The following is a 19,132-nucleotide window of genomic DNA, read 5'->3' as shown; positions in this document are numbered from 1 at the left end:
AAGAAGACCCCAATAAAACCCGGTGGTCCAGGGTGGGGACATCCCCTCCTGCGGTTTCCCCCCCCCCTCCCCCCCCCTCCCCCCCCCCGCCCCCCCCCCCCCCCCCCCCCCCCCGAGGCCGGGGGAGCCGGTGACCGACCGGCTCCGCCGTCTCGGCCCGTCTCAGGCGGGCCGGAACGAGCGCAGGACCTCCAGGTAGTGGGGGTTGTACATGACGCCGAGCACGTTCCCGAACGGGTCCGTCACCGAGGCGGTGGCGAAGCCCGCCTCCCGCTCGGTGATCGGTTCGTACTCCACGGCCCCCATCCGCAGCAGCCGCTCGACCGTCGCCGCCAGGTCGTCCACGTGCCAGAAGACGACGGCCCCGCCGGGACCGGTGAAGGGCCCTCCCGGCGCGTAACGGCGGTCGATGATGCCCAGCTCGTGCCGGTAGTCGCCGACGCGGAACTCCACGTACGCGGGCACGCCGTCCGGCCCGGCCATCTCGTAGTACGCCTCGACGCCGAGCAGCTCGGCGTACCAGGCCCGCGCCGCGACCACGTCGTCGGCGTAGAAGCCGACCGTGGCGAATCCTCGGAGCATGTCGTGTCCCCTCCTCGACGGCGGCTCTCGCCGTACATCCGGGACGTTACGAGCCCTTGAGGAAGCCACGGTTCCTCAAGGACTGGGAGACTGGGCGGATGTTGGAAACCTCGGTCCGGCTCCTGCGGCTGCTGTCGTTGCTCCAGGCGCGTCCGGGCTGGTCCGGCGCCGAGCTGGCGGACCGGCTCGGCGTCACCACCAGGACGGTCCGCAACGACGTCGAACGCCTGCGCATCCTCGGCTACGAGATCCACTCCACGACCGGTACGGCCGGCGGGTACCGGCTGGGAGCGGGCAAGGCCCTGCCGCCGCTGATCCTCGACGACGAGGAGGCGGTCGCGGTGGCCGTCAGCCTGCACGCGGCGGCCGGTGGCACCGTGACCGGCATCGAGGAGACCTCGCTGCGGGCGCTGACCAAGCTGCGGCAGCTGCTGCCGTCCCGGTTGCGCCGCCGGATCGACGCGCTGCGCGAGGCGACGCTGTCGGTGCCGGGCCGCGTCCCCACCGTGGACGCCGGGACGCTCGCGGTGATCGCCGCCGCCGTACGGGATCGGGAGCGGTTGCGTTTCGACTACCGCGGCCACGACGGCGAGGAGAGCGTCCGCACGGTCGAGCCGCACCGCCTGGTCCACACCGGGCGGCGCTGGTACCTGCTGGCCTGGGACGACGAGCGCGGCGACTGGCGGACGTTCCGCGCCGACCGTGTCCGGCCCCGCACCCCGAACGGCCCCCGGTTCGCCCCGCGTCCCCTGCCGGACGGTGACGCCGCCGCGCACGTGCTGCGCGGGGCGGGGTCGGCGGCGTTGCGGTACCCGGCCCGCGTCCGGCTGCACGCCCCCCTGGAGGTGATCTCCGAACGGCTCACCCCGGCCGCCGGGCTGCTGCGCGCCGACGACGGTGCCGCCAGTGCCGACGGTGCCGCCAGTGCCGACGGTGGGGGAGGCTGCCTGCTGGAGACGGGCGCCGACTCGTTGCACGACCTGGCGGCCTTCCTCGGCAGCCTGGACGTCCCCTTCACCGTCCTGGACCCGCCCGAGCTGCGCGTCCTGCTGCGGACCCTGGCCGCCCGGTACGCGGAGGCGGCCGGACCGGCATCCGGGTGACGCGGGGGCGGCGGGGCTGCGCGCGGGTGACGACGTCGCGTCGCTCGCCGCGCCGCGTCATCCGCGCTCCGCGGGCCGGGCACCGCACAGGCACCGCACAGGCACCGCACAGGCACCGCACGGACACCGCACGGGTCCCGCACGCGCGCCGTCCGGACGGTCAGGCCGCGACGGGCGTGATCAGGTTGAACACGGTGTGCGGGTCGGCCCCGCCGTGCAGCAGGCCGATGACGATCGCGGCCATCGCCTCGAGATGGCGGGCGCGGTGCAGCGCCCCGATCTCCACGGGCGCGCAGCCGAGGCCGGTGATCAGGGTCCTCGCGTGGGCGTTGGAGGCGGCGTCGTCGCCGGCGAAGGGGACGGCCAGTGGCCGGCCGTCGAACACCGGGGGCGTCATCCCCCACACCCTGGCCTGGCAGAGGTTGAAGGCCTTGACGACGTTCGAGCCCACCGCGAGATCCTGGATCCGCTCGGCGAGCGATGTGCCGGGGGGCGTCACCAGGGTGAAGTCCCCGACCTCCACCGGGTTGTTGCAGTCGATGATCGTCTTTCCCCGGAAGGCTCCCTCGTCGGCCCCCGCGTCCCGCAGCGTGGACAGCACGCCCTCGTGGCGGATCGCCACCAGCACGACGTCGCCGAAGGCGGCCGCCTCCCGCAGGGTGCCGTGCCGGGCACCCGCGCCGATCCTGCCCGCCAGGCGGGCGGCCCGTTCGGGCGTCCGCCCGGCGACGAGGACCTCGTGCCCCGCCCCGGCCCAGCGGGTGGCCAGCGCGCCGCTCATCAGCCCGGCACCCAGAACGCCGATTCTCATGCTCTTCCTCCGTCATTGGCACAATGGTCACCGGCGGCGACGGGCGGGTACGGACGCGCGTGATGTGCCCTCGGGCGCGCCCGGGTCTCACGAGGCCCGTCGCCGATCGGTACTCACGGTACGGATCCGATGGTTACCCGCAGGTTCCTGTCGGGGACGCCGGACGGGGGGAGCGGCAGGTGGCGGACTTCGACCGGCCCGGGGACGTGTTCCTCGCCGACTGCCCGGCCCGGCTCGCGGTCGATGTCGTCGCGGACACGTGGTCGGTCGTGGTGGTCTTCGCCCTGGGGAAGGGGCCGCGGCGCTACGGCGACCTCAAGGCCCTCATCGGGGGGATCAGCTCCAAGATGCTGACCCAGACCCTGCGCCGCCTCCAGGGGCACGGCCTGGTCGGCAGGCGCGCCTACCCGGAGGTCCCGCCCCGCGTCGAGTACGACCTCACCGACCTCGGCCGGACCCTCCTGGAGCCCATCGAGATGCTGTCCCGGTGGGCCGAGTCCCACGGTGACGCCGTGCTCGCCGCACAGGACCGTCAGGAGGAGTGACGGGGACGGGCGGGTGGTGGCGCCGGAGGGGCCACCGGGTGTGAGGCCGCCCGGCTCAGGCGGGCCTCCAGGCCGTCGAGCAGGCAGGTCAGGCCGAACTCGAAGTTGAGCGCCCTCGCGGTGTCGACGTCCATGCCCCTGAACTCGGCGTACCGGGCGACCAGCTCGGGGTGGTCGGCCGCGGCCTTCTCCACCACCGGCTGGATGGCCGCGTTCAGCGCGTTGGAGTCGAGCCCGGTCCGCTCCATCGTGTTCCGCCAGGACAGCTCGGGGGTGGTGACCCCGATGACGTAGGACATCAGCGCCGAGGCCGCGTAGTCCTGGTCCATGCCGCGGAATCCCGCCCGGTCGAAGGTGGCGACCAGCCGTCCCATCATCCGCATCGCGTTGGGGCCGAGGGCGGGGGTGCACCCCACCAGGTTGATCACCCAGGGGTGGCGCATCAGCGCCTGGCGCATGCCGTAGGCGAAGGAGGCGGCGACGTTGCGCCAGCTGGTCTCGTCGACGTCCGGGACGTCGAACTCCCCGTAGACCTCGTCGAGGACCAGCTCCAGCAACTCGTCCTTGTTGGCGACGTACCAGTAGATGCTGGTGGCCCCGGACCCGAGTTTGGCGCCCAGGCGGCGCATGCTCAGCGCGTCCGGACCCTCGGAGTCCAGCAGCGTCATGGCCGCGCGCACGATCTGCTCGCGGCCCAGCGCCGGGCTCTTGGTGGTACGCGGCTCGCGCGTCCAGACGGAGCTGAAGTGCTCTTTCACACGACCAGCATAAATCCGGTGGTACGCCGTTCGACGATGTCGTACAGTGTGCGAGTGGAATCGAACACTGTACGAGACGAACGTGACCCGAGGCGCTGGTGGATCCTCGGGGTGCTCTGCCTGAGCCTGCTGGTCCTGGTGGTGGACAACACCGTCCTGAACCTGGCCATCCCGGCCCTCATGGTCGACCTGGGCGCAAGCCCGGCCGACATCCAATGGATCATCGACGCCTACGTCCTGGTCTTCGCCGGGCTGCTGCTCACCTCGGGCAGCCTTTCCGACCGCTACGGCCGCAAACGTTTCCTGATCATCGGGCTCGCGTTGTTCGGCGGAGCCTCGCTGCTCGCCGTGCTGGTCACCGAGCCCTGGCACCTGATCGGCGCCCGGGCCCTGATGGGCGTCGGCGGCTCCATCCTCATGCCGAGCACACTGTCGATCCTGATCACCGTCTTCGACGAGGAGGAGCGCCGCAAGGCGATCGCCGCGTGGAGCGCGGTGGCCATGGTCGGCGTGATCGCCGGTCCGACGCTCGGCGGCTTCCTGCTCGAGAACTACTGGTGGGGTTCGATCTTCCTGCTCAACGTGCCGGTCGCGATCGTCGCGGGCATCGCCGCCGTGCTGCTGATGCCCGAGTCGCGCGGCCCGGCGAGAAGGCTGGACCCGGCCGGCGTGCTGCTGTCGACCGCCGGCATGGGCGCGCTGGTCTACGTGGTCATCTCGGCGCCGTCCGCGGGCTGGACCTCGACGGAGACGCTGGTCGCGGCGGCCGTGGCCGTGGTCGCGCTGACCGCGTTCGTGATCTGGGAGCGCAGGACCGAGCACCCGATGCTCCCGCTGGAGCTGTTCCGCGACCGGAACTTCAGCGGCGCGTCCTTCTCGATCGTGCTGATGTCGTTCGGCACCGGCGCGCTGCTGCTGATGCTCACCCAGTACCTGCAGTTCGTGCTGGGCTACGGCCCCATGCGGGCCGGTCTGGCGCTGCTGCCGTACGCGGTGGCCGCCGCCCTGTTCAACGCGGTGGGCGCCGGTCTGGGGACCAGGGTCAGCAACCGGCTGCTGGTCGCCGTGGGCCTCGCCGTGATGGCCTGCGGCTTCGCCGTGTTCGCCTTCATGACCGCCGAGACCGGGTACGGCGTGCTGATCGCCGGCCTCATGCTGATGGGGATCGGCGGCGGGCTGGCGGGCCCGGCGGCCTACGCGACGCTGATGGGCGCCGTGCCGCCCGCGCACGCCGGCGTCGGGTCGGCGCTGAACGACACCGTCCAGCAGGTCGGCATGGCGCTGAGCATCGCCGTGCTCGGCAGCGTGCTCGCCGGTTTCTACACCGCGTCGATGCCCGCGGACGTGCCCGCCGCCGCCCGCGAGTCGATCGGCGAGGCCATGCGCCTGGGCGACCCCGGCGTGATCGGCACCGCGCGCGAGGCGTTCGTCTCGGCCATGTCGCTCGGCTCCTGGGTGGGCGTCGCCTTCACCCTGGCCGCGGCCACCCTGGCCTTCCTGGTGCTGCGGCCCGCGCCCGCGAAGACGGCGGGACCGGGCGTGGACGCGGACCTGGTGAGGACGGAGGGCTGAGACGATCCCCGTGGTCCCCGTGGTCCCCGTGATCCGGTGATCTTCGGGGCCCGCCGGACCTCTGCGACCTTCGGCACCTCCGAGATCTCCGCGATCCAGAGACCTTCGTGACGCCCTCACGCGAGGGCGTGCGTCGTGGATCGTCCCGGATCCTTTCGTCCGGCGTACGTGATTGCCTCGACGGCGGGCGGGGGAGATGCTGGTCTCGTCGGCCCCCGCCGGGCGCGGGCGGCCGGACCGAGGAGCGGGGTCCTCCGCCGACCCCCGTGCGGCTTGCGGCATCCGTCGCATGGCGCAAGCCGTGCGGGCCCGGCCCGCGGACCCGTCCTCACCACCTGCCCCATCGCTGACAACATGACGGGTTTGATCGGCACATACCGACACGTTGACGGTAGGAGCGGTGGGCCCGACCGGCGATACTCGATACATGTCGGACCTCCTTGCGCGTCATCGCGCGGTAATGCCCAGCTGGCTCGCCCTCTACTACGACGACCCCATCGAGATCGTCGGGGGCAAGGGCAACCGGGTCATCGACGCGTCGGGCAAGAGCTATCTCGACTTCTTCGCCGGAATCCTGACCAACATGATCGGGTACGACGTGCCCGAGGTGCGCGAGGCCGTCGAGCGGCAGCTCGCCACCGGGGTCGTGCACACCTCCACGCTCTACCTGATGCGCGGACAGGTCGAGCTGGCGGAGAAGATCGCCAGGCTCTCCGGCATCCCGGACGCGAAGGTCTTCTTCACCAACTCCGGTACCGAGGCCAACGAGACCGCGCTGCTGCTGGCGACCTACGCGCGCCGGTCCGACCAGGTGCTCGCCATGCGCCAGAGCTACCACGGCCGCTCCTTCGGCGCGGTCGGCGTGACGAGCAACCGCGCCTGGAAGAACAGCTCGCTCTCGCCGCTCAACGTGCACTTCCTGCACGGCGCCGACCGGCACCTGACCCCGTTCCGCGGAATGTCCGACGCCGACTACATCGCCGCCTGCGTCGAGGACCTGCGCCACGTGCTCTCCACCGCGGTCGGCGGCGACGTGGCCGCGCTGATCGCCGAGCCCGTCCAGGGCGTGGGCGGCTTCACCATGCCCCCGGACGGCCTGTTCGCCGCCTACCGGGAGGTGCTCGCCGACGAGGGCGTCCTGTTCATCTCCGACGAGGTGCAGACCGGCTGGGGCCGTACCGGATCGGCCTTCTTCGGCATCCAGAACCACGGGGTCACGCCGGACATGATGACCTTCGCCAAGGGGCTGGGCAACGGCTTCGCGGTGGGCGGCGTCGTGGCCCGCGGCGACCTGATGGACGGCCTGCACGCCGTCGGGCTCTCCACCTTCGGCGGAAACCCGCTCTCGATGGCCGCCGCCAACGCCACGCTGGACTACGTGCTCGACCACGACCTTCAGGCGAACGCGGCCAGGACCGGCGCGCTGATCATCGACGGGCTCCGCGAGGCGGCACCGCGCCTGCCGATCGTCGGCGACGTCCGCGGCAAGGGGTTGATGTTCGCCCTCGACCTGGTCGATCCGGCGACCGGCGCACCGGCCCCGGCGCTCGCCGCCCGCTTCATGGAGGAGACGAAGAAGGCGGGCCTGCTGGCGGGCAAGGGCGGCCTGTACGGCAACGTGGTCCGGATGGCCCCGCCGCTCACCCTGACCCCGGACGAGGCCGCCGAGGGCCTCGGGATCATCGTCAACGCGCTCGAGACCGTCAACGCGGAGGTCGCCTCGTGAGGAACGTCACCCACTGGATCGGCGGCGGCCCCGCCGAGAGCGCCGAGGGCGCCCAGGGCGCCGGGGGCGGGACCCGTACCGCGGACGTCTTCCACCCCGCGACCGGGCAGGTCGCCGGACGGGTCCACCTCGCCTCGCAGGCCGAGGTCGACGCGGCCGTGGCCTCCGCCGTCGCCGCCTGGCCCGCCTGGCGGGACGCCTCGCTGGTCAGGCGCGCGCAGGTGCTGTTCCGCTTCCGCGAGCTCGTGCACGCCAACCGCGACGAGCTGGCCCGGCTCGTCTCCGCCGAGCATGGCAAGGTCCACTCCGACGCGCTGGGCGAGGTCGCCCGGGGGCTGGAGGTCGTGGAGTTCGCCTGCGGCATCCCGCACCTGCTCAAGGGCGGTTTCTCCGAGGGCGTCTCCACCCGGGTCGACTCCTACTCGATCCGGCAGCCGCTGGGCGTCGTGGCCGGGATCACCCCGTTCAACTTCCCGGCCATGGTGCCGATGTGGATGTTCCCGATCGCGATCGCCGCGGGCAACGCCTTCGTCCTCAAGCCCTCGGAGAAGGACCCCTCGGCGTCGCTGCTGATGGCCGCGCTCTGGAAGGAGGCAGGGCTGCCCGACGGCGTGTTCAACGTCGTGCAGGGCGACAAGGTCGCGGTGGACCGGCTGCTGGAGCACCCGGACGTCAAGGCGGTCTCGTTCGTCGGCTCCACCCCGATCGCCCGGTACGTCTACGAGACCGGTACCCGGCACGGCAAGCGCGTCCAGGCGCTGGGCGGCGCCAAGAACCACATGCTGGTCCTGCCCGACGCCGACCTCGACCTGGTCGCCGACGCCGCGGTGTCGGCGGGCTTCGGCTCCGCGGGCGAGCGCTGCATGGCGATCTCCGTGGTGCTGGCCGTCGACCCGGTCGGGGACGAGCTGGTCGACCGGATCGTCTCCCGGGTCTCCGAGCTGACCGTCGGCCCCGGCGACGACCCGGCCTCCGAGATGGGACCCCTGATCACCGGGGCCCACCGGGACAAGGTGGTCTCCTACCTCGACCTGGGCGTCTCCGAGGGCGCCAAGCTCGTCGTGGACGGCCGCCGCACGCCCGTCCTGGGAGGCGCCGCCGCCGAGGAGACCCCCGGTTTCTGGCTCGGCCCCACGGTCCTGGACCACGTCCCGGCCGGGTCCCGGGTGCACACCGAGGAGATCTTCGGCCCGGTCCTGGCGATCGTCCGCGTCTCCTCGTACGAGGAGGGGCTGGCGCTGATCAACGGCGGCGAGTTCGGCAACGGCACCGCGGTCTTCACCAACGACGGCGGCGCGGCACGGCGCTTCCAGAACGAGGTGGAGGTCGGCATGATCGGCATCAACGTGCCGATCCCGGTCCCGATGGCCTTCTACAGCTTCGGGGGCTGGAAGTCCTCCCTGTTCGGTGACACCCACATGCACGGCACCGAGGGCGTGCACTTCTACACCCGCGGCAAGGTCGTCACCTCCCGCTGGCTCGACCCGAGCCACGGCGGCGTCAACCTCGGCTTCCCCGTCAACGGGTAGACCGGCGGGACGGTCGCGGCCGGGCTCCCCGGCGACGGATGATCGCGGTACGGCCCCCGCCCGGTGACGGCCCCGGGCGGGGGCCGCGCACGCGCGCCTGCGGGGGCGGGGGAGGGCCGGTAGGCTCCCGGGCAGGTCGGTGGACGTCGGGAGGAGACCTCGTGGGCGGGGACAGGCTCGGCCGGGCGCGTCGTGCGGCGCTGCTGGGGGCGGGCGGTCTGCTGCTCGCCGCGTGCGCCCAGACCGGGACGGGGACCGTGAGCGCGGTCCGGCCGGTGGGGAACCCGTCGCCGGCCGCGACGTCCTCCTCCCCGGTGACCGCCACCCCCGTGCCCTTCGTGACGCCCTCCGCCGGGATCACCGCGACCCCCGCCTCTCCCGCTCCGTCGGCCTCTCCCACGCCGTCGGCGTCCATCGGCAAGGGTGAGGGGGCCCTGCAGGTGCTCACCTTCCAGGGGCACGTCGAGTTCGGCGGTGCGGGCTCGCGGATCAACTGGGTCACGCCCTTCGAGCGCGAGAGCGGCTGCGTCGTACGGGTCGACCGGGTCCGGACCGCCGAGGAGATGGCCGCCAGGTTCGCCGCCGGGACCTACGACGTGGTCTCGCCCTCGCCCGAGCTGGCCGGGCTGCTGGTGGCCGAGGAGAAGGTCACGCCGCTGGACACCTCCCTGGTGACGGCGTACTGGGACATCCCCAAGCGCCTGCGCGAGCTGCCGGGCCTGCGCGAGGACGGCCGGGTCTACGGCGTCCCCTACCTGTGGGGGGTCAACCGGGTGATCTACGAGGGGGAGGGGACGCGCAAGTCCCCGGCGCTGTACGAGAGGGCTCCGGCGGCGATCCGCGACAGCCCGCTGAGCATCGCCGACGCCGCCCTCGCCCTCGGCCGGGGCGGTGACCCCGAGATCGACGACCCGTTCCAGCTCACCTCGGCGCAGCTCGACGCGGCCGTCGCGCTGCTGGCCCGGGGCGACGGCCCCGACCGGCTCTACTGGGACGACTCCCTCGACCTGGTCAGGGCCATGTCGTCCGGGTCGGTGCGGATCGCCCAGGCCCTTCCCTACCACCTGGACCTCTTCCGCAGGGCGGGCCGGGAGATCAGGGCCGCGGAGGCAGGGCCGGTGACCGGGTGGGTCGACTCCTGGATGATCTCGGCCCGGTCGGCCAGCCCGAACTGTGCCTACCGGTGGCTCGACTGGACGAGCTCGGAGCGGGCCCAGCGCTCGGCCGCGGCCTGGACCGGGCTCGCCCCGGCCAACCCGGAGGCGTGCGGCGGGCGCGCCGGCCGGATATGCGACGTCTACCGCGTCCGCGACGGCCGCGGGCTGCGCGACGTGCTGTTCGCCTCACGCCCGACACCGGACTGCGGCGGCCGGGGCGGGACGTGCGCCGACTACGCCGAGTGGACGGAACGCTGGAAGGACCTGGTGAGGTGACCGGGGCCCGTCGCCCCGGTCGATCTCCTTGAGCTTCCCGGATCCGTTCTTCCCGGGCCGGGTCCGCTTCTCCTGACCCTTCCTCCCGGGCCGGGTCCGTCCTCCTGCGCCGGGTCCGTGCTCCCGGATCGGGTCCGTCCTTCGGGCAAGGGCCGTCCTTCCGGGCCGAGATCGCGCAAAGGGGCCCTTCTCCGTTCCCGTCCTCGCAGGCGGGCCGGGACGACGCTTTCCGTTGTCATGATCCATTCTGGGCGCGGATCCGATGCCTGGATCATGAATTCTCTATCGACTGGTCGACCAGTCAGTGAGTATTATGTCCGTTATGAGGATTCTGCTTGTCGGGGCGGGCGGCGTGGGCTCCGCCGTGGTCCCCATCGCCGCGCGCCGGGATTTCTTCGAACACATCGTGGTCGCCGACTTCGACCGAGACCGGGCCGCCGCCGTCGTGGCCCGGATCGCGGACCCGCGCTTCAGTGCCATCGGACTGGACGCCTCCGACCGGGCGGCGGTGCGGGCCGCGCTCGCCGAGCACCGCTGTGACGTGCTGTTCAACGCGGTGGACCCGCGGTTCACCATGTCCCTGTTCGAGGCGGCGCTCGACGCCGGGGCCGGCTACCTGGACATGGCGATGTCGCTGTCGCGCCCCCACCCGCGCAGGCCGTACGAGCTGCCCGGGGTCAAGCTCGGCGACGAGCAGTTCGCGCGCGGCGCGGCGTGGCGGGAGCGGGGCGGGCTGGCGCTGGTCGGCATGGGCGTGGAACCGGGTCTGGCCGACGTCTTCGCGCGCTACGCCGCCGACCACCTGTTCCGGGACATCGAGGAGATCGGCATCCGCGACGGGTCCAACCTGGTGGTCGACGGCTACGACTTCGCCCCGACGTTCTCCATCTGGACGACCATCGAGGAGTGCCTCAACCCCCCGGTGGTCTGGGAGGACGGCCACTGGCACACCACCGAGCCGTTCAGCGAGCCGGAGGTGTTCGACTTCCCCGAGGGGATCGGGCCGGTCGAGTGCGTCAACGTCGAGCACGAGGAGGTGCTCCTGGTGCCGCGCTACATCGACGCCCGGCGGGTGACGTTCAAGTACGGCCTCGGTGAGGAGTTCATCGGGGTGCTGAAGATGCTGCGCAAGCTGGGACTGGACAACGCGGGCAAGATCAGGGTGGGCGGGGTGGAGGCGTCGCCGCGCGAGATGGTCGCGGCCAGCCTGCCGGACCCGGCCACCCTGGGCGACCGGATGCGGGGCAAGACCTGTGCCGGGACCTGGGTGAAGGGCACGGGCACGGACGGCGCGCCGCGCGAGGTGTACCTCTACCACGTGGTCGACAACGAGTGGTCGATGCGCGAGTACGGCTGCCAGGCAGTGGTCTGGCAGACGGCCGTGCACCCCGTGGTCGCCCTGGAGCTGCTGGCGACCGGCGTCTGGTCGGGGACCGGGGTGCTCGGGCCCGAGGCCTTCGACGCGGTGCCCTTCCTGGAACTGCTCAACGCCTACGGCTCACCGTGGGGCATGCGCGAGCAGGCCGCCGGGGTCACCGGGGTCGCCCGGGTCCCCGAGGTCCACGGGGTCCCCGGGGTCGCCGAGGACTCGGTGGCCGGGGCCTCCCTCCTGGTCGCCTGAGACCCCTTTGCGTACGGTGCCGTCACCGCCTCGCCGTCGTCAGAAGAAGGCGGCGCGGCGGGGACGGGAGTGGTTGTCGCCCTGCTGCGGGAGCAGCGCGTCGGCGCACTCCGGGCAGGCGAACAGGGCCGTGCCGTCGGGCAGCCGGCCGATCCTGATCCGCGGGCGCGGCCACTTCTTGTGGCAGGCCACGCAGGCGTCGCCCTCACGCTGGGTGCGGGTCAGCCCCTCAGGGTCGAAGGTCATCGTCACGTGTGCCGTTCTGGTCGGCCCCCAGTTCATCTGAATCCCTCCGTGTGGAGACCTCGAGCTGCTCCCCGGTGCGGCCGTGGGGAGGAGGTCGACACGTTTTCTGTCTTGATCGCGCACTTTCACATCGGAACCGTTATAACGCGGTCATGACCCGTGATCGCTGTGGCCGGTGTCAAGCGGTGGTTAAATCACGGCCTGCATGCAGGCCGTATAACGGCAAAAGGGGCACCGGGCGTCAAGCCGGGTGCCCCTTTTGGTGGGGTCTAAACCGTCACGTCTCGTTCACCGCCTTCTCCAGGATCGCCAGTCCCTCCTCCAGCAGGTGGTCGGGGATGACGAGCGGGGGCAGGAAACGCAGCACGTTGCCGTAGGTCCCCGCGGTCAGCACGAGCAGTCCCTCGGCGTGGCACCTCGCGGCGATCTCGGCCGCCGCGGTGGGGTGCGGGTCCGTGGTGCCGGGCACCACCAGCTCGATGGCGATCATCGCCCCCCGGCCGCGTACGTCGCCGATCACCGGGTTGCGCTCGGCCAGGGCGCGCAGCCGGGGCAGCATGGTCTCGCCGATCCGCCGGGCCCTGCCGGTCAGGTCCTCGGCCTCGATGGTCTCCAGCACGCCCAGCGCCGCCTCGCAGGCGAGCGGGTTGCCGCCGTAGGTGCCGCCCAGCCCGCCCACATGGACGCTGTCGAGGATCTCCGCGCGGCCGGTGACGGCGGCCAGCGGCAGGCCGCCGGCGATGCCCTTGGCGGTGACGATGATGTCGGGCACGATGCCCTCGTGCTCGCAGGCGAACAGGTCGCCGGTACGGGAGAAGCCGGTCTGGACCTCGTCGGCGATGAAGACGATGCCGTTGCGCCGGCAGAACTCCAGGATCGCCGGGAGGAACCCCCGGGCGGGCTCGATGAAACCGCCCTCGCCCGCGATCGGCTCGATCACCACGGCGGCGACGTTCCCGGCGCCGATCTCCTTGGTGATCTTGTCGATCGCCTGGGCGGCGGCCTCCTCGGCGCAGTTCTCCGGGCCGGTGGGCCAGCGGAACGGGTAGGCCAGCGGCACCCGGTACACCTCCGGGGCGAACGGGCCGAAGCCGTGCTTGTAGGGCATGTTCTTGGCCGTCAGCGTCATGGTGAGCAGGGTCCGGCCGTGGTAGCCGTGCTCGAAGACGACGACCGCCTGACGGCCGGTGGCGTGACGGGCCACCTTGACCGCGTTCTCCACGGCCTCGGCGCCGCTGTTGAGGAGGAAGGTCCGCTTCTCGTGGTCACCGGGGGTGATCCGGTTCAGCTCCTCTGCGACCCGCACGTACGACTCGTACGGGGTGACCATGAAGCAGGTGTGGGTGAAGTCGGCGACCTGCCGGCGCACCCGCTCCACCACGCGCGGGGCGGCGTTGCCGACGCCGGTCACCGCGATGCCGGAACCGAAGTCGATCAGCGAGTTGCCGTCGGCGTCGACGACGACACCGCCACCGGCGTGCGTCACGAAGACGGGCAGCGTGGTGCCGATGCCCGGTGGCACGGAGGCCCGCTTGCGGGCGAACAGCTCGCGGGACCTCGGGCCGGGGATCTCGGTGACGAGACGGCGCTCCTGCGGAAGCGAGGGGCCGCCCTGACCGGCGGTGCTGGTGACGGTGCTCATCCTGCGAACGTATGTCGCCGATGTCGGGGTGCCGATGATGCACTATGGCAAAATTGCCGGGACGCTGTTCTACATAACGTACAAACGGGGGTGGCCGTGCTGCCGACGCTGCGCACCGTCGTACGGCGGCCGTCGCTGGGGCTGGACGTGCTCGCCGGGCGGGAGGCGCTCGACCGGCCGGTGCGCTGGGTGGCGGTCAGCGAGCTGGAGGACCCCACGCCGTTCCTGGAGGGCGACGAGCTGGTCCTCACCACGGGCATGCGCCTGGACGCCGCGAACGCCGCCCGCTACGTCGAGCGCCTGGTCGCCAGGGGCGTGGCCGGTCTCGGCTTCGGCACCGGGCTCGGCCACGAGGTGATCCCCGCGGCGCTGGTCGAGGCCGCCGTGCGGGCCGGGCTGCCGCTGGTCGAGGTGCCGCGTGACACCCCGTTCGTCGCGATCGGCAAGGCGGTCAGCGAGCTGATCGCCGCCGAGCAGTACGACGAGCTCAGCCGTGCCTTCGCGACCCAGGGCCGCCTCACCCGCGCCGCCCTGCGGCCAGAGGGCCCGCGCGCGGTGATCGACCGCCTCGCCCGGGAACTCGGCGGCTGGGCGGTCCTGCTGGACGGGGCCGGGGCGGTGCGGCACGCGGCGGGCCGGGGCGCGACGGCCGCGGCCGGGGAGCTCGGCCCGGAGCTGGAACGGCTCAGGGACGGCCGCCGTGGCGCGCCCACCAGCCTGGCCCTGTCCTCGCCGGGAGAGCACATCGTCGTACGGCCGCTCGGGGCGCGCCGGGTCAGGGGATTCCTCGCCGTCGGCCTCGGCCGGCCCTTCACCCCGGTCGCGCACACCGTGGTCAACGCCGCCGGGTCGCTGCTGACGCTCGCCGTCGAGCACGGCGGGGAGCACGTGGCCGCGGAGCGCAGGGTCCGCTCCGCGGTGCTGCGGCTGCTGCTGGCCGGTGAGGTGGAGGCGGGACGCGAGACCCTGGAGCGGCTGGGGGAGGGGCTTCCCGGCGGGCCGCTGGCCGTGCTCGTCACGCCCGCCGGGCCGGAGGCGGCGACGGGCATGGCGACGGGGGCGGCGACGGACATGGTGACGGACATGGCGACGGGGACGGTGCCGGGGGCAGGACCGGGAGCGGCGGCCGACGCGAGGACGGGGGTGGGGCCGAGGGCGGCGACGGACATGGTGACGGACATGGCGACGGGGACGGTGCCGGGGGCAGGACCGGGAGCGGCGGCCGACGCGAGGACGGGGGTGGGGCCGAGGGCGGTGACAGGGACGGTGCCGGGAGCGGGAGCGGTGTCGGGAGCGGGGCCGGTGGCGGTGCTGGAGGCGGTGCTGGAGGCGGCGGAGGCCGTGACCGGCGGGTTCGCCGCGGCCGACCGGGACGCGACCGGCGCCGGCAGGGTGGTGCTGATCGTGCCCGCCCCGGCCGCGGACGCCGGGGCGGTGGCGCTGGGCGGGCACGGGCCGGTCGGCATCGGCGACGCGGCCGGCCCGGACGACCTGCGCGCCGGTCTCGTCCGGGCTGAGCGGGCGCTCGCCGCGGCCGGACGCGGCACCACGCCGGTGATGCGCTTCACCGACCTGGCGGGCCAGGGGCTGCTCTCCCTGATCGACCCCGGTACGGCGGCGGCGTTCTCCTCGGCGCTGCTCGCCCCGCTCGTCGGGCACGGCTCCCGCGCCGACCTGCTGGGATCGCTCCGCGCCTACCTGGAGTGCAACGGCCACTGGGACGCGGCGGCTCAACGGCTCGGGGTGCACCGCCACACCCTGCGCTACCGGATGCGCCGCGTCGCCGACCTCGTCGGCCGCGACCTGGACGACCCCGCCGTCCGCGCCGAGCTCTGGGTCGCCCTGGCCGTCACGGCGCCCCGGCCGGACGTCAGGGACGGCGAGGAGTGATCATGTACCGGGAGATCACCGCCTGGAGCACGGCCTCGTAGGTGCCGCCGTCCCGCAGGTGCCCGGCACGTTCCAGGCTGATCGCGCCCTGGGCGGCGGCCCACACGGCGTCGGCGATCTTCCTGGGCTGGGTGGGCACGATGTACCCGGACGACATGCAGTCGGCGATCACCCGATCGACGATGTTCAGCGCCGCGCGGGCGAGGGTCCTGGCCCGCTCGCTCGGCACGAAGCCGGGGATGGCGCGTTCGAACATGAGGGCGTAGTAGCCGGGCTCGGCCAGCGCCGCCTCCCGGTAGGCGGGACCGAGCGCGGTGAGGTGCTCCAGGGCGTTCTTGCGCGGGGGCACGGCCTCCAGGCGACGCCGGAAGCGCTCGAAACCCTCCAGGTAGAGCGCCTCGGCCAGGCCCTCCTTGCTGCCGAACATCGTGTAGATGACGGTCGTCGAGCAGCCCGCCTCGGTGGCGATGCGGCGCATCGACAGGCTCTCCGGGCCGATGGTGACGAGCAGCTGGCTGGCGACGTCGAGCAGCCGCATCCGCAACCGGTCCTGTGACGCCCGCTCGCCGACCAGGTAGGCGCCCTGAAGGCCGCGTGGCGCCGAGGGGATCATGCGCCCACGCCCTTCCGCTCCTGGGGTCCATCCGGTGACTTAGCCACAGTGAAGATCATTCAAACCGGCCCCTATGAGGAATATCCTTAAATGCAGGCGTTTTCGTTACAGGGCGGGCACACAGCGGTTTTTATGCGGAACGGCGCGCGGTCACGGGTCCGTTGTGCGGAGTGGAGCAGAGCCGCCCGCCCACCGGTGACATAGCGTCGGGGTATGGACGTGCGCCCCTTCTGGCTCGCCGGCCGCCCCGTCACGGGCGACGCCGAGCTCACCGTGACCAACCCGCATGACGGCCGCGTCGTCGCCGTCTGCTCCGTGCCGACCCCCGAGCAGGTCGAGGAGGCCGTGGCCGCGGCCGCGGCCGTGCGCAAGGAGGCGGCCGCGCTCCCGATCCACGTACGGGCCGAGGCGCTCGCGCACGTCTCGCGCCGCCTGGCCGAGCGGGCCGACGAGATCGCCCGCCTGATCACCGCGGAGAACGGCAAGCCGGTCTTCTGGGCCCGCGGCGAGGTCGGCCGCGCGGTCTCCACCTTCCGGTTCGCCGCCGAGGAGACCCGCCGCCTGAGCGGGGAGACCGTCCGCCTGGACACCGAGGCCGCCTCCGCCGGCCGCCTCGCCTACGTCTCGCGCGTCCCGTACGGCCCGGTGCTGGGCATCACCCCGTTCAACTTCCCGCTGAACCTGGTGGCGCACAAGGTGGCCCCGGCCATCGCGGCCGGTGCCCCGATCGTCCTCAAGCCCGCCCCGGCGACGCCGGTCTCCTCCCTGGTGCTGGGGGAGATCCTGGCCGAGACCGACCTGCCCGAGGGCATGTTCTCGGTGCTCCCGGTGCCCAACGACCGGGCCGGGACGCTGACCGGGGACCCGCGCCTGCCGGTCGTCTCCTTCACCGGCTCGGCCCCCGTGGGGTACGCGATCATGGATCAGGTGCCGCGCAAGCACGTGACGCTGGAGCTCGGCGGCAACGCCGCCGCGGTCGTGCTCGCCGACGCCGACCTCGACCGGGCCGCCTCGCGGATCGCGCTGTTCTCCAACTACCAGGCCGGCCAGAGCTGCATCGCCGTCCAGCGGGTGATCGTCGAGGAGTCGGTGCACGACGACTTCGTGGCCCGGCTCGTCCCGGCCGTAGAGGCCCTGGTGACCGGTGACCCGGCCGACGAGAAGACGCAGGTGGGCCCGTTGGTCTCGGTCGAGGCCGCCGAACGCGTGGAGCGCTGGGTCAGCGAGGCCGTCTCCGCGGGCGCTCGCCTGCTGACCGGCGGTACCCGCGACGGCGCCACGGTCGCGCCGACCGTCCTGGCCGACGTGCCGGCCGACGCCAAGGTCTCCCGCGAGGAGGTCTTCGGCCCCGTCATGATCGTCCAGCGGGTCTCCGGCGTGGACGAGGCGTTCGCCGCGGTCAACGACTCCCGCTACGGCCTGCAGGCCGGGGTCTTCACCCGCAGCCTGGACATCGCCTTCCGGGCCAACCGGGAACTCGAGGTCGGCGGTGTCATCATCGGCGACGTGCCGTCCTACCGGGCGGACCAGATGCCCTACGGCGGGGTCAAGGACTCGGGCGTGGGCCGCGAGGGCATCCGCTCGGCCATCGCCGACCTCACCTACGAGAAGGTCATGGTCCTCACCGGGCTGACCCTCTGAGCGGTCGTGGTTTCGGCGGCCCTTCGGGCGGGTCCGGACGGGAAGCGCGGAGCGGGCCGCGACCGGCTCAGGCCCTGCCCGCCGCGACGTAGAGGTCCCTGGCGGAGCCGCCGAAGTAGGGGCCGTACATGGTGCGGCGGTCGTCGCTGTACTTGAAGCTGCTGACCGAGACGATCGTGCCGCGGCCGGTGGAGGCGTCGAACCCGGTCAGCCAGGGGCCACCGCTGGATCCGGCGGTCATGTCGCAGCGCATGCCCTGGCCGGTGGTCTGCCCGTTGGGGTCGTCGCGGAGCGGCCCCGCGCAGTAGACCAGGTGCTCGCCGTCGTAGGGAGTGTCGGCCGGGAAGCCGAAACCGCTGGTGGGGCGTCCCCTGGGCGTGCCGAAGGCGATGTTCTGGCCTCCCACGACGTCGCCGAGGTGCCTGCCGCCACTGGTGCCGACCGCCACCATGCCGATGTCGTGGCTGTCGTCGCCCTTGCGCGACCAGGGGCCCGCGACGAACATGCGGCGCGCGGTGTACTGCCCGTACGGGCGGCGGCCCTGGGCGTAGCCGGGGACGAAGGTCCAGTTGTCGGCCCACGCGCCGGCGCCGTCCTTGACGCAGTGGCCCGCGGTCACCACCAGGTCCCTGTTGGCGCTCCTGACCGAGCTGGCCGAGCACACGAAATCGCTCCCGCCGATGGTCAGGAAGACCCGCCCGGTGGTCCGCCCCACCATGCCGCCCCCGGTCCAGCGGGCCCCGGCGGTACGCGACGGCAGGGCGAGCCCGCCGGGAGCGCCGGGAGCGCCGGGAGCGCCGTGGGCACCGGGGGAGCCCGGAGCCCCGGGTGCGCGGGACGTCGCGGCGCGGGTGGCGGGGGCGCCGTTCCCAGCGGCTCCGGTTCCGACGGTGTCGGTTTCGGCGGCACCGGCTCCGACGGCACCGGTCCCTGCGGTGTCGGTTTCGGCGGCTCCGGTTTCAGAGGCTCCGGTCTCAGAGGTTCCGGTTCCGGTGGAGCCGGTACCGGAGGGACCGGGAGTGACGGCGCCGGAGACGGGGGAGTGCGGCCCCCGGGCGGGGACGAGCCGTGCCCCGGCCGTGGCGGAGAGGCGCCGGAGCACCCCGGTGACCTTCGCGAGCGGGTCGAGGGGGAGCGCCGCGGCCATCCTGCGGGGGGTCCAGTAGCCGAGCACACGCTCCCGTTCCGCGGCGGTGTGGACGGGCACGTGCTCGGCCACGTCCGGAACGCCGGACCGCCCGGCCACGTCCGGAACGCCGGACGCCGGGGACCCTCCGACGGCCGCCCGCGCGGGGGCCGTCCGGTCCAGGGGTGGCCGCCCGGTGGCCGTGGCGCCGGTCACCGGGGCGCTCAGCAGGCCGACGACGAGCGAGACGGCCGCAAGCAGGGGGAGGCTCGGGGTCATGGGATCCGATTTTGC

General features: G+C 73.1%; 16 protein-coding genes. 9 read left to right on the top strand and 7 right to left on the bottom strand.

Translation table 11 applies throughout. From position 1 onward, the window contains the following. Window positions 1-162: 162 nt before the first annotated feature. Window positions 163-582 (bottom strand): VOC family protein, encoded by a 420-nt coding sequence (locus tag ACZ6RT_RS28725; protein WP_399196521.1) that lies wholly within the window; start codon window positions 580-582, stop codon window positions 163-165. 98 nt (window positions 583-680) lie between these two features. On the opposite strand from ACZ6RT_RS28725, the gene ACZ6RT_RS28720 reads away from it, so the two are divergent. Continuing rightward, window positions 681-1,685, top strand: a complete 1,005-nt coding sequence (locus ACZ6RT_RS28720) for a helix-turn-helix transcriptional regulator (protein WP_470157158.1) — start codon at window positions 681-683, stop codon at window positions 1,683-1,685. A gap of 160 nt (window positions 1,686-1,845) precedes the next feature. Here the strand turns inward: ACZ6RT_RS28720 and ACZ6RT_RS28715 are convergent, their stop codons facing one another. After that, window positions 1,846-2,496 (bottom strand): NADPH-dependent F420 reductase, encoded by a 651-nt coding sequence (locus tag ACZ6RT_RS28715; RefSeq protein WP_470157157.1) that lies wholly within the window; start codon window positions 2,494-2,496, stop codon window positions 1,846-1,848. A gap of 179 nt (window positions 2,497-2,675) precedes the next feature. Here ACZ6RT_RS28715 and ACZ6RT_RS28710 point away from each other — a divergent pair, with 179 nt between their 5' ends. Beyond that, complete coding sequence (locus ACZ6RT_RS28710; protein ID WP_399196524.1) at window positions 2,676-3,041, top strand: winged helix-turn-helix transcriptional regulator; 366 nt, start codon at window positions 2,676-2,678, stop codon at window positions 3,039-3,041. On the opposite strand, the gene ACZ6RT_RS28705 is transcribed toward ACZ6RT_RS28710, so the two are convergent. Continuing rightward, window positions 3,029-3,799 carry a TetR/AcrR family transcriptional regulator gene (locus tag ACZ6RT_RS28705; protein ID WP_470157156.1) on the bottom strand — a complete coding sequence of 257 codons (771 nt, stop codon included), beginning with the start codon at window positions 3,797-3,799 and terminating at the stop codon, window positions 3,029-3,031. The genes ACZ6RT_RS28710 and ACZ6RT_RS28705 overlap by 13 nt on opposite strands. Window positions 3,800-3,853: 54 nt before the next feature. On the opposite strand from ACZ6RT_RS28705, the gene ACZ6RT_RS28700 reads away from it, so the two are divergent. The 5 genes from ACZ6RT_RS28700 to ACZ6RT_RS28680 all read left to right on the top strand — a co-directional run bounded on the left by ACZ6RT_RS28700 (window position 3,854) and on the right by ACZ6RT_RS28680 (window position 11,680). Continuing rightward, window positions 3,854-5,371 (top strand): MFS transporter, encoded by a 1,518-nt coding sequence (locus tag ACZ6RT_RS28700; RefSeq protein ID WP_470157155.1) that lies wholly within the window; start codon window positions 3,854-3,856, stop codon window positions 5,369-5,371. 427 nt (window positions 5,372-5,798) lie between these two features. Next, entirely contained in the window at window positions 5,799-7,097 is a 1,299-nt protein-coding gene (locus ACZ6RT_RS28695; protein WP_470157154.1) for an aspartate aminotransferase family protein, read from the top strand. Then, window positions 7,094-8,626, top strand: coding sequence for a CoA-acylating methylmalonate-semialdehyde dehydrogenase (locus tag ACZ6RT_RS28690; protein WP_470157153.1), 1,533 nt, complete (start codon window positions 7,094-7,096; stop codon window positions 8,624-8,626). Before ACZ6RT_RS28695 ends, ACZ6RT_RS28690 begins: the two co-directional genes overlap by 4 nt. Window positions 8,627-8,787: 161 nt before the next feature. After that, entirely contained in the window at window positions 8,788-10,059 is a 1,272-nt protein-coding gene (locus tag ACZ6RT_RS28685; protein WP_470157152.1) for an extracellular solute-binding protein, read from the top strand. A 322-nt stretch (window positions 10,060-10,381) separates the two neighbouring features. Further along, window positions 10,382-11,680, top strand: a complete 1,299-nt coding sequence (locus tag ACZ6RT_RS28680; protein ID WP_470157151.1) for a saccharopine dehydrogenase family protein — start codon at window positions 10,382-10,384, stop codon at window positions 11,678-11,680. A gap of 39 nt (window positions 11,681-11,719) precedes the next feature. Here ACZ6RT_RS28680 and ACZ6RT_RS28675 read toward each other — a convergent pair whose 3' ends face one another. Further along, a complete protein-coding gene (locus tag ACZ6RT_RS28675; RefSeq protein ID WP_399196532.1) occupies window positions 11,720-11,962 on the bottom strand; it encodes a hypothetical protein in 243 nt (80 codons plus the stop codon). A 241-nt stretch (window positions 11,963-12,203) separates the two neighbouring features. Beyond that, window positions 12,204-13,568 (bottom strand): 4-aminobutyrate--2-oxoglutarate transaminase, encoded by a 1,365-nt coding sequence (gene gabT, locus ACZ6RT_RS28670; RefSeq protein ID WP_470157150.1) that lies wholly within the window; start codon window positions 13,566-13,568, stop codon window positions 12,204-12,206. A 90-nt stretch (window positions 13,569-13,658) separates the two neighbouring features. Here gabT and ACZ6RT_RS28665 point away from each other — a divergent pair, with 90 nt between their 5' ends. Then, window positions 13,659-15,458: a PucR family transcriptional regulator ligand-binding domain-containing protein gene (locus tag ACZ6RT_RS28665; RefSeq protein ID WP_470157149.1), complete on the top strand. Its 1,800-nt coding sequence runs from the start codon at window positions 13,659-13,661 to the stop codon at window positions 15,456-15,458. Here the strand turns inward: ACZ6RT_RS28665 and ACZ6RT_RS28660 are convergent. Then, on the bottom strand, window positions 15,439-16,071 hold the full coding sequence (locus ACZ6RT_RS28660) for a TetR/AcrR family transcriptional regulator (protein ID WP_344906703.1): 633 nt from the start codon (window positions 16,069-16,071) through the stop codon (window positions 15,439-15,441). The two genes, ACZ6RT_RS28665 and ACZ6RT_RS28660, sit on opposite strands and share 20 nt — an antisense overlap. A 213-nt stretch (window positions 16,072-16,284) precedes the next feature. On the opposite strand from ACZ6RT_RS28660, the gene ACZ6RT_RS28655 reads away from it, so the two are divergent. Next, a complete protein-coding gene (locus ACZ6RT_RS28655; protein WP_470157148.1) occupies window positions 16,285-17,712 on the top strand; it encodes an aldehyde dehydrogenase family protein in 1,428 nt (475 codons plus the stop codon). Window positions 17,713-17,779: 67 nt separating this feature from the next. Here ACZ6RT_RS28655 and ACZ6RT_RS28650 read toward each other — a convergent pair whose 3' ends face one another. Then, window positions 17,780-19,117 (bottom strand): trypsin-like serine peptidase, encoded by a 1,338-nt coding sequence (locus ACZ6RT_RS28650; protein WP_470157147.1) that lies wholly within the window; start codon window positions 19,115-19,117, stop codon window positions 17,780-17,782. Window positions 19,118-19,132 lie beyond the last annotated feature (15 nt).

Source organism: Streptosporangium sp. NPDC050148, from assembly GCF_055586505.1.
Note: the sequence above shows the minus strand (reverse complement) of the source record. Positions and strands in the feature narration are given on the sequence as shown.

What these genes read in the sequence shown, in the direction of transcription:
- ACZ6RT_RS28680 (WP_470157151.1), top strand. Translation starts at nt 10,382, where the DNA reads ATGAGGATTCTGCTTGTCGGGGCGGGCGGCGTGGGCTCCGCCGTGGTC.
- ACZ6RT_RS28675 (WP_399196532.1), bottom strand. Translation starts at nt 11,962, where the DNA reads ATGAACTGGGGGCCGACCAGAACGGCACACGTGACGATGACCTTCGAC.
- ACZ6RT_RS28720 (WP_470157158.1), top strand. Translation starts at nt 681, where the DNA reads ATGTTGGAAACCTCGGTCCGGCTCCTGCGGCTGCTGTCGTTGCTCCAG.
- ACZ6RT_RS28650 (WP_470157147.1), bottom strand. Translation starts at nt 19,117, where the DNA reads ATGACCCCGAGCCTCCCCCTGCTTGCGGCCGTCTCGCTCGTCGTCGGC.
- ACZ6RT_RS28655 (WP_470157148.1), top strand. Translation starts at nt 16,285, where the DNA reads ATGGACGTGCGCCCCTTCTGGCTCGCCGGCCGCCCCGTCACGGGCGAC.
- gabT (WP_470157150.1), bottom strand. Translation starts at nt 13,568, where the DNA reads ATGAGCACCGTCACCAGCACCGCCGGTCAGGGCGGCCCCTCGCTTCCG.
- ACZ6RT_RS28660 (WP_344906703.1), bottom strand. Translation starts at nt 16,071, where the DNA reads ATGATCCCCTCGGCGCCACGCGGCCTTCAGGGCGCCTACCTGGTCGGC.
- ACZ6RT_RS28695 (WP_470157154.1), top strand. Translation starts at nt 5,799, where the DNA reads ATGTCGGACCTCCTTGCGCGTCATCGCGCGGTAATGCCCAGCTGGCTC.
- ACZ6RT_RS28715 (WP_470157157.1), bottom strand. Translation starts at nt 2,496, where the DNA reads ATGAGAATCGGCGTTCTGGGTGCCGGGCTGATGAGCGGCGCGCTGGCC.
- ACZ6RT_RS28725 (WP_399196521.1), bottom strand. Translation starts at nt 582, where the DNA reads ATGCTCCGAGGATTCGCCACGGTCGGCTTCTACGCCGACGACGTGGTC.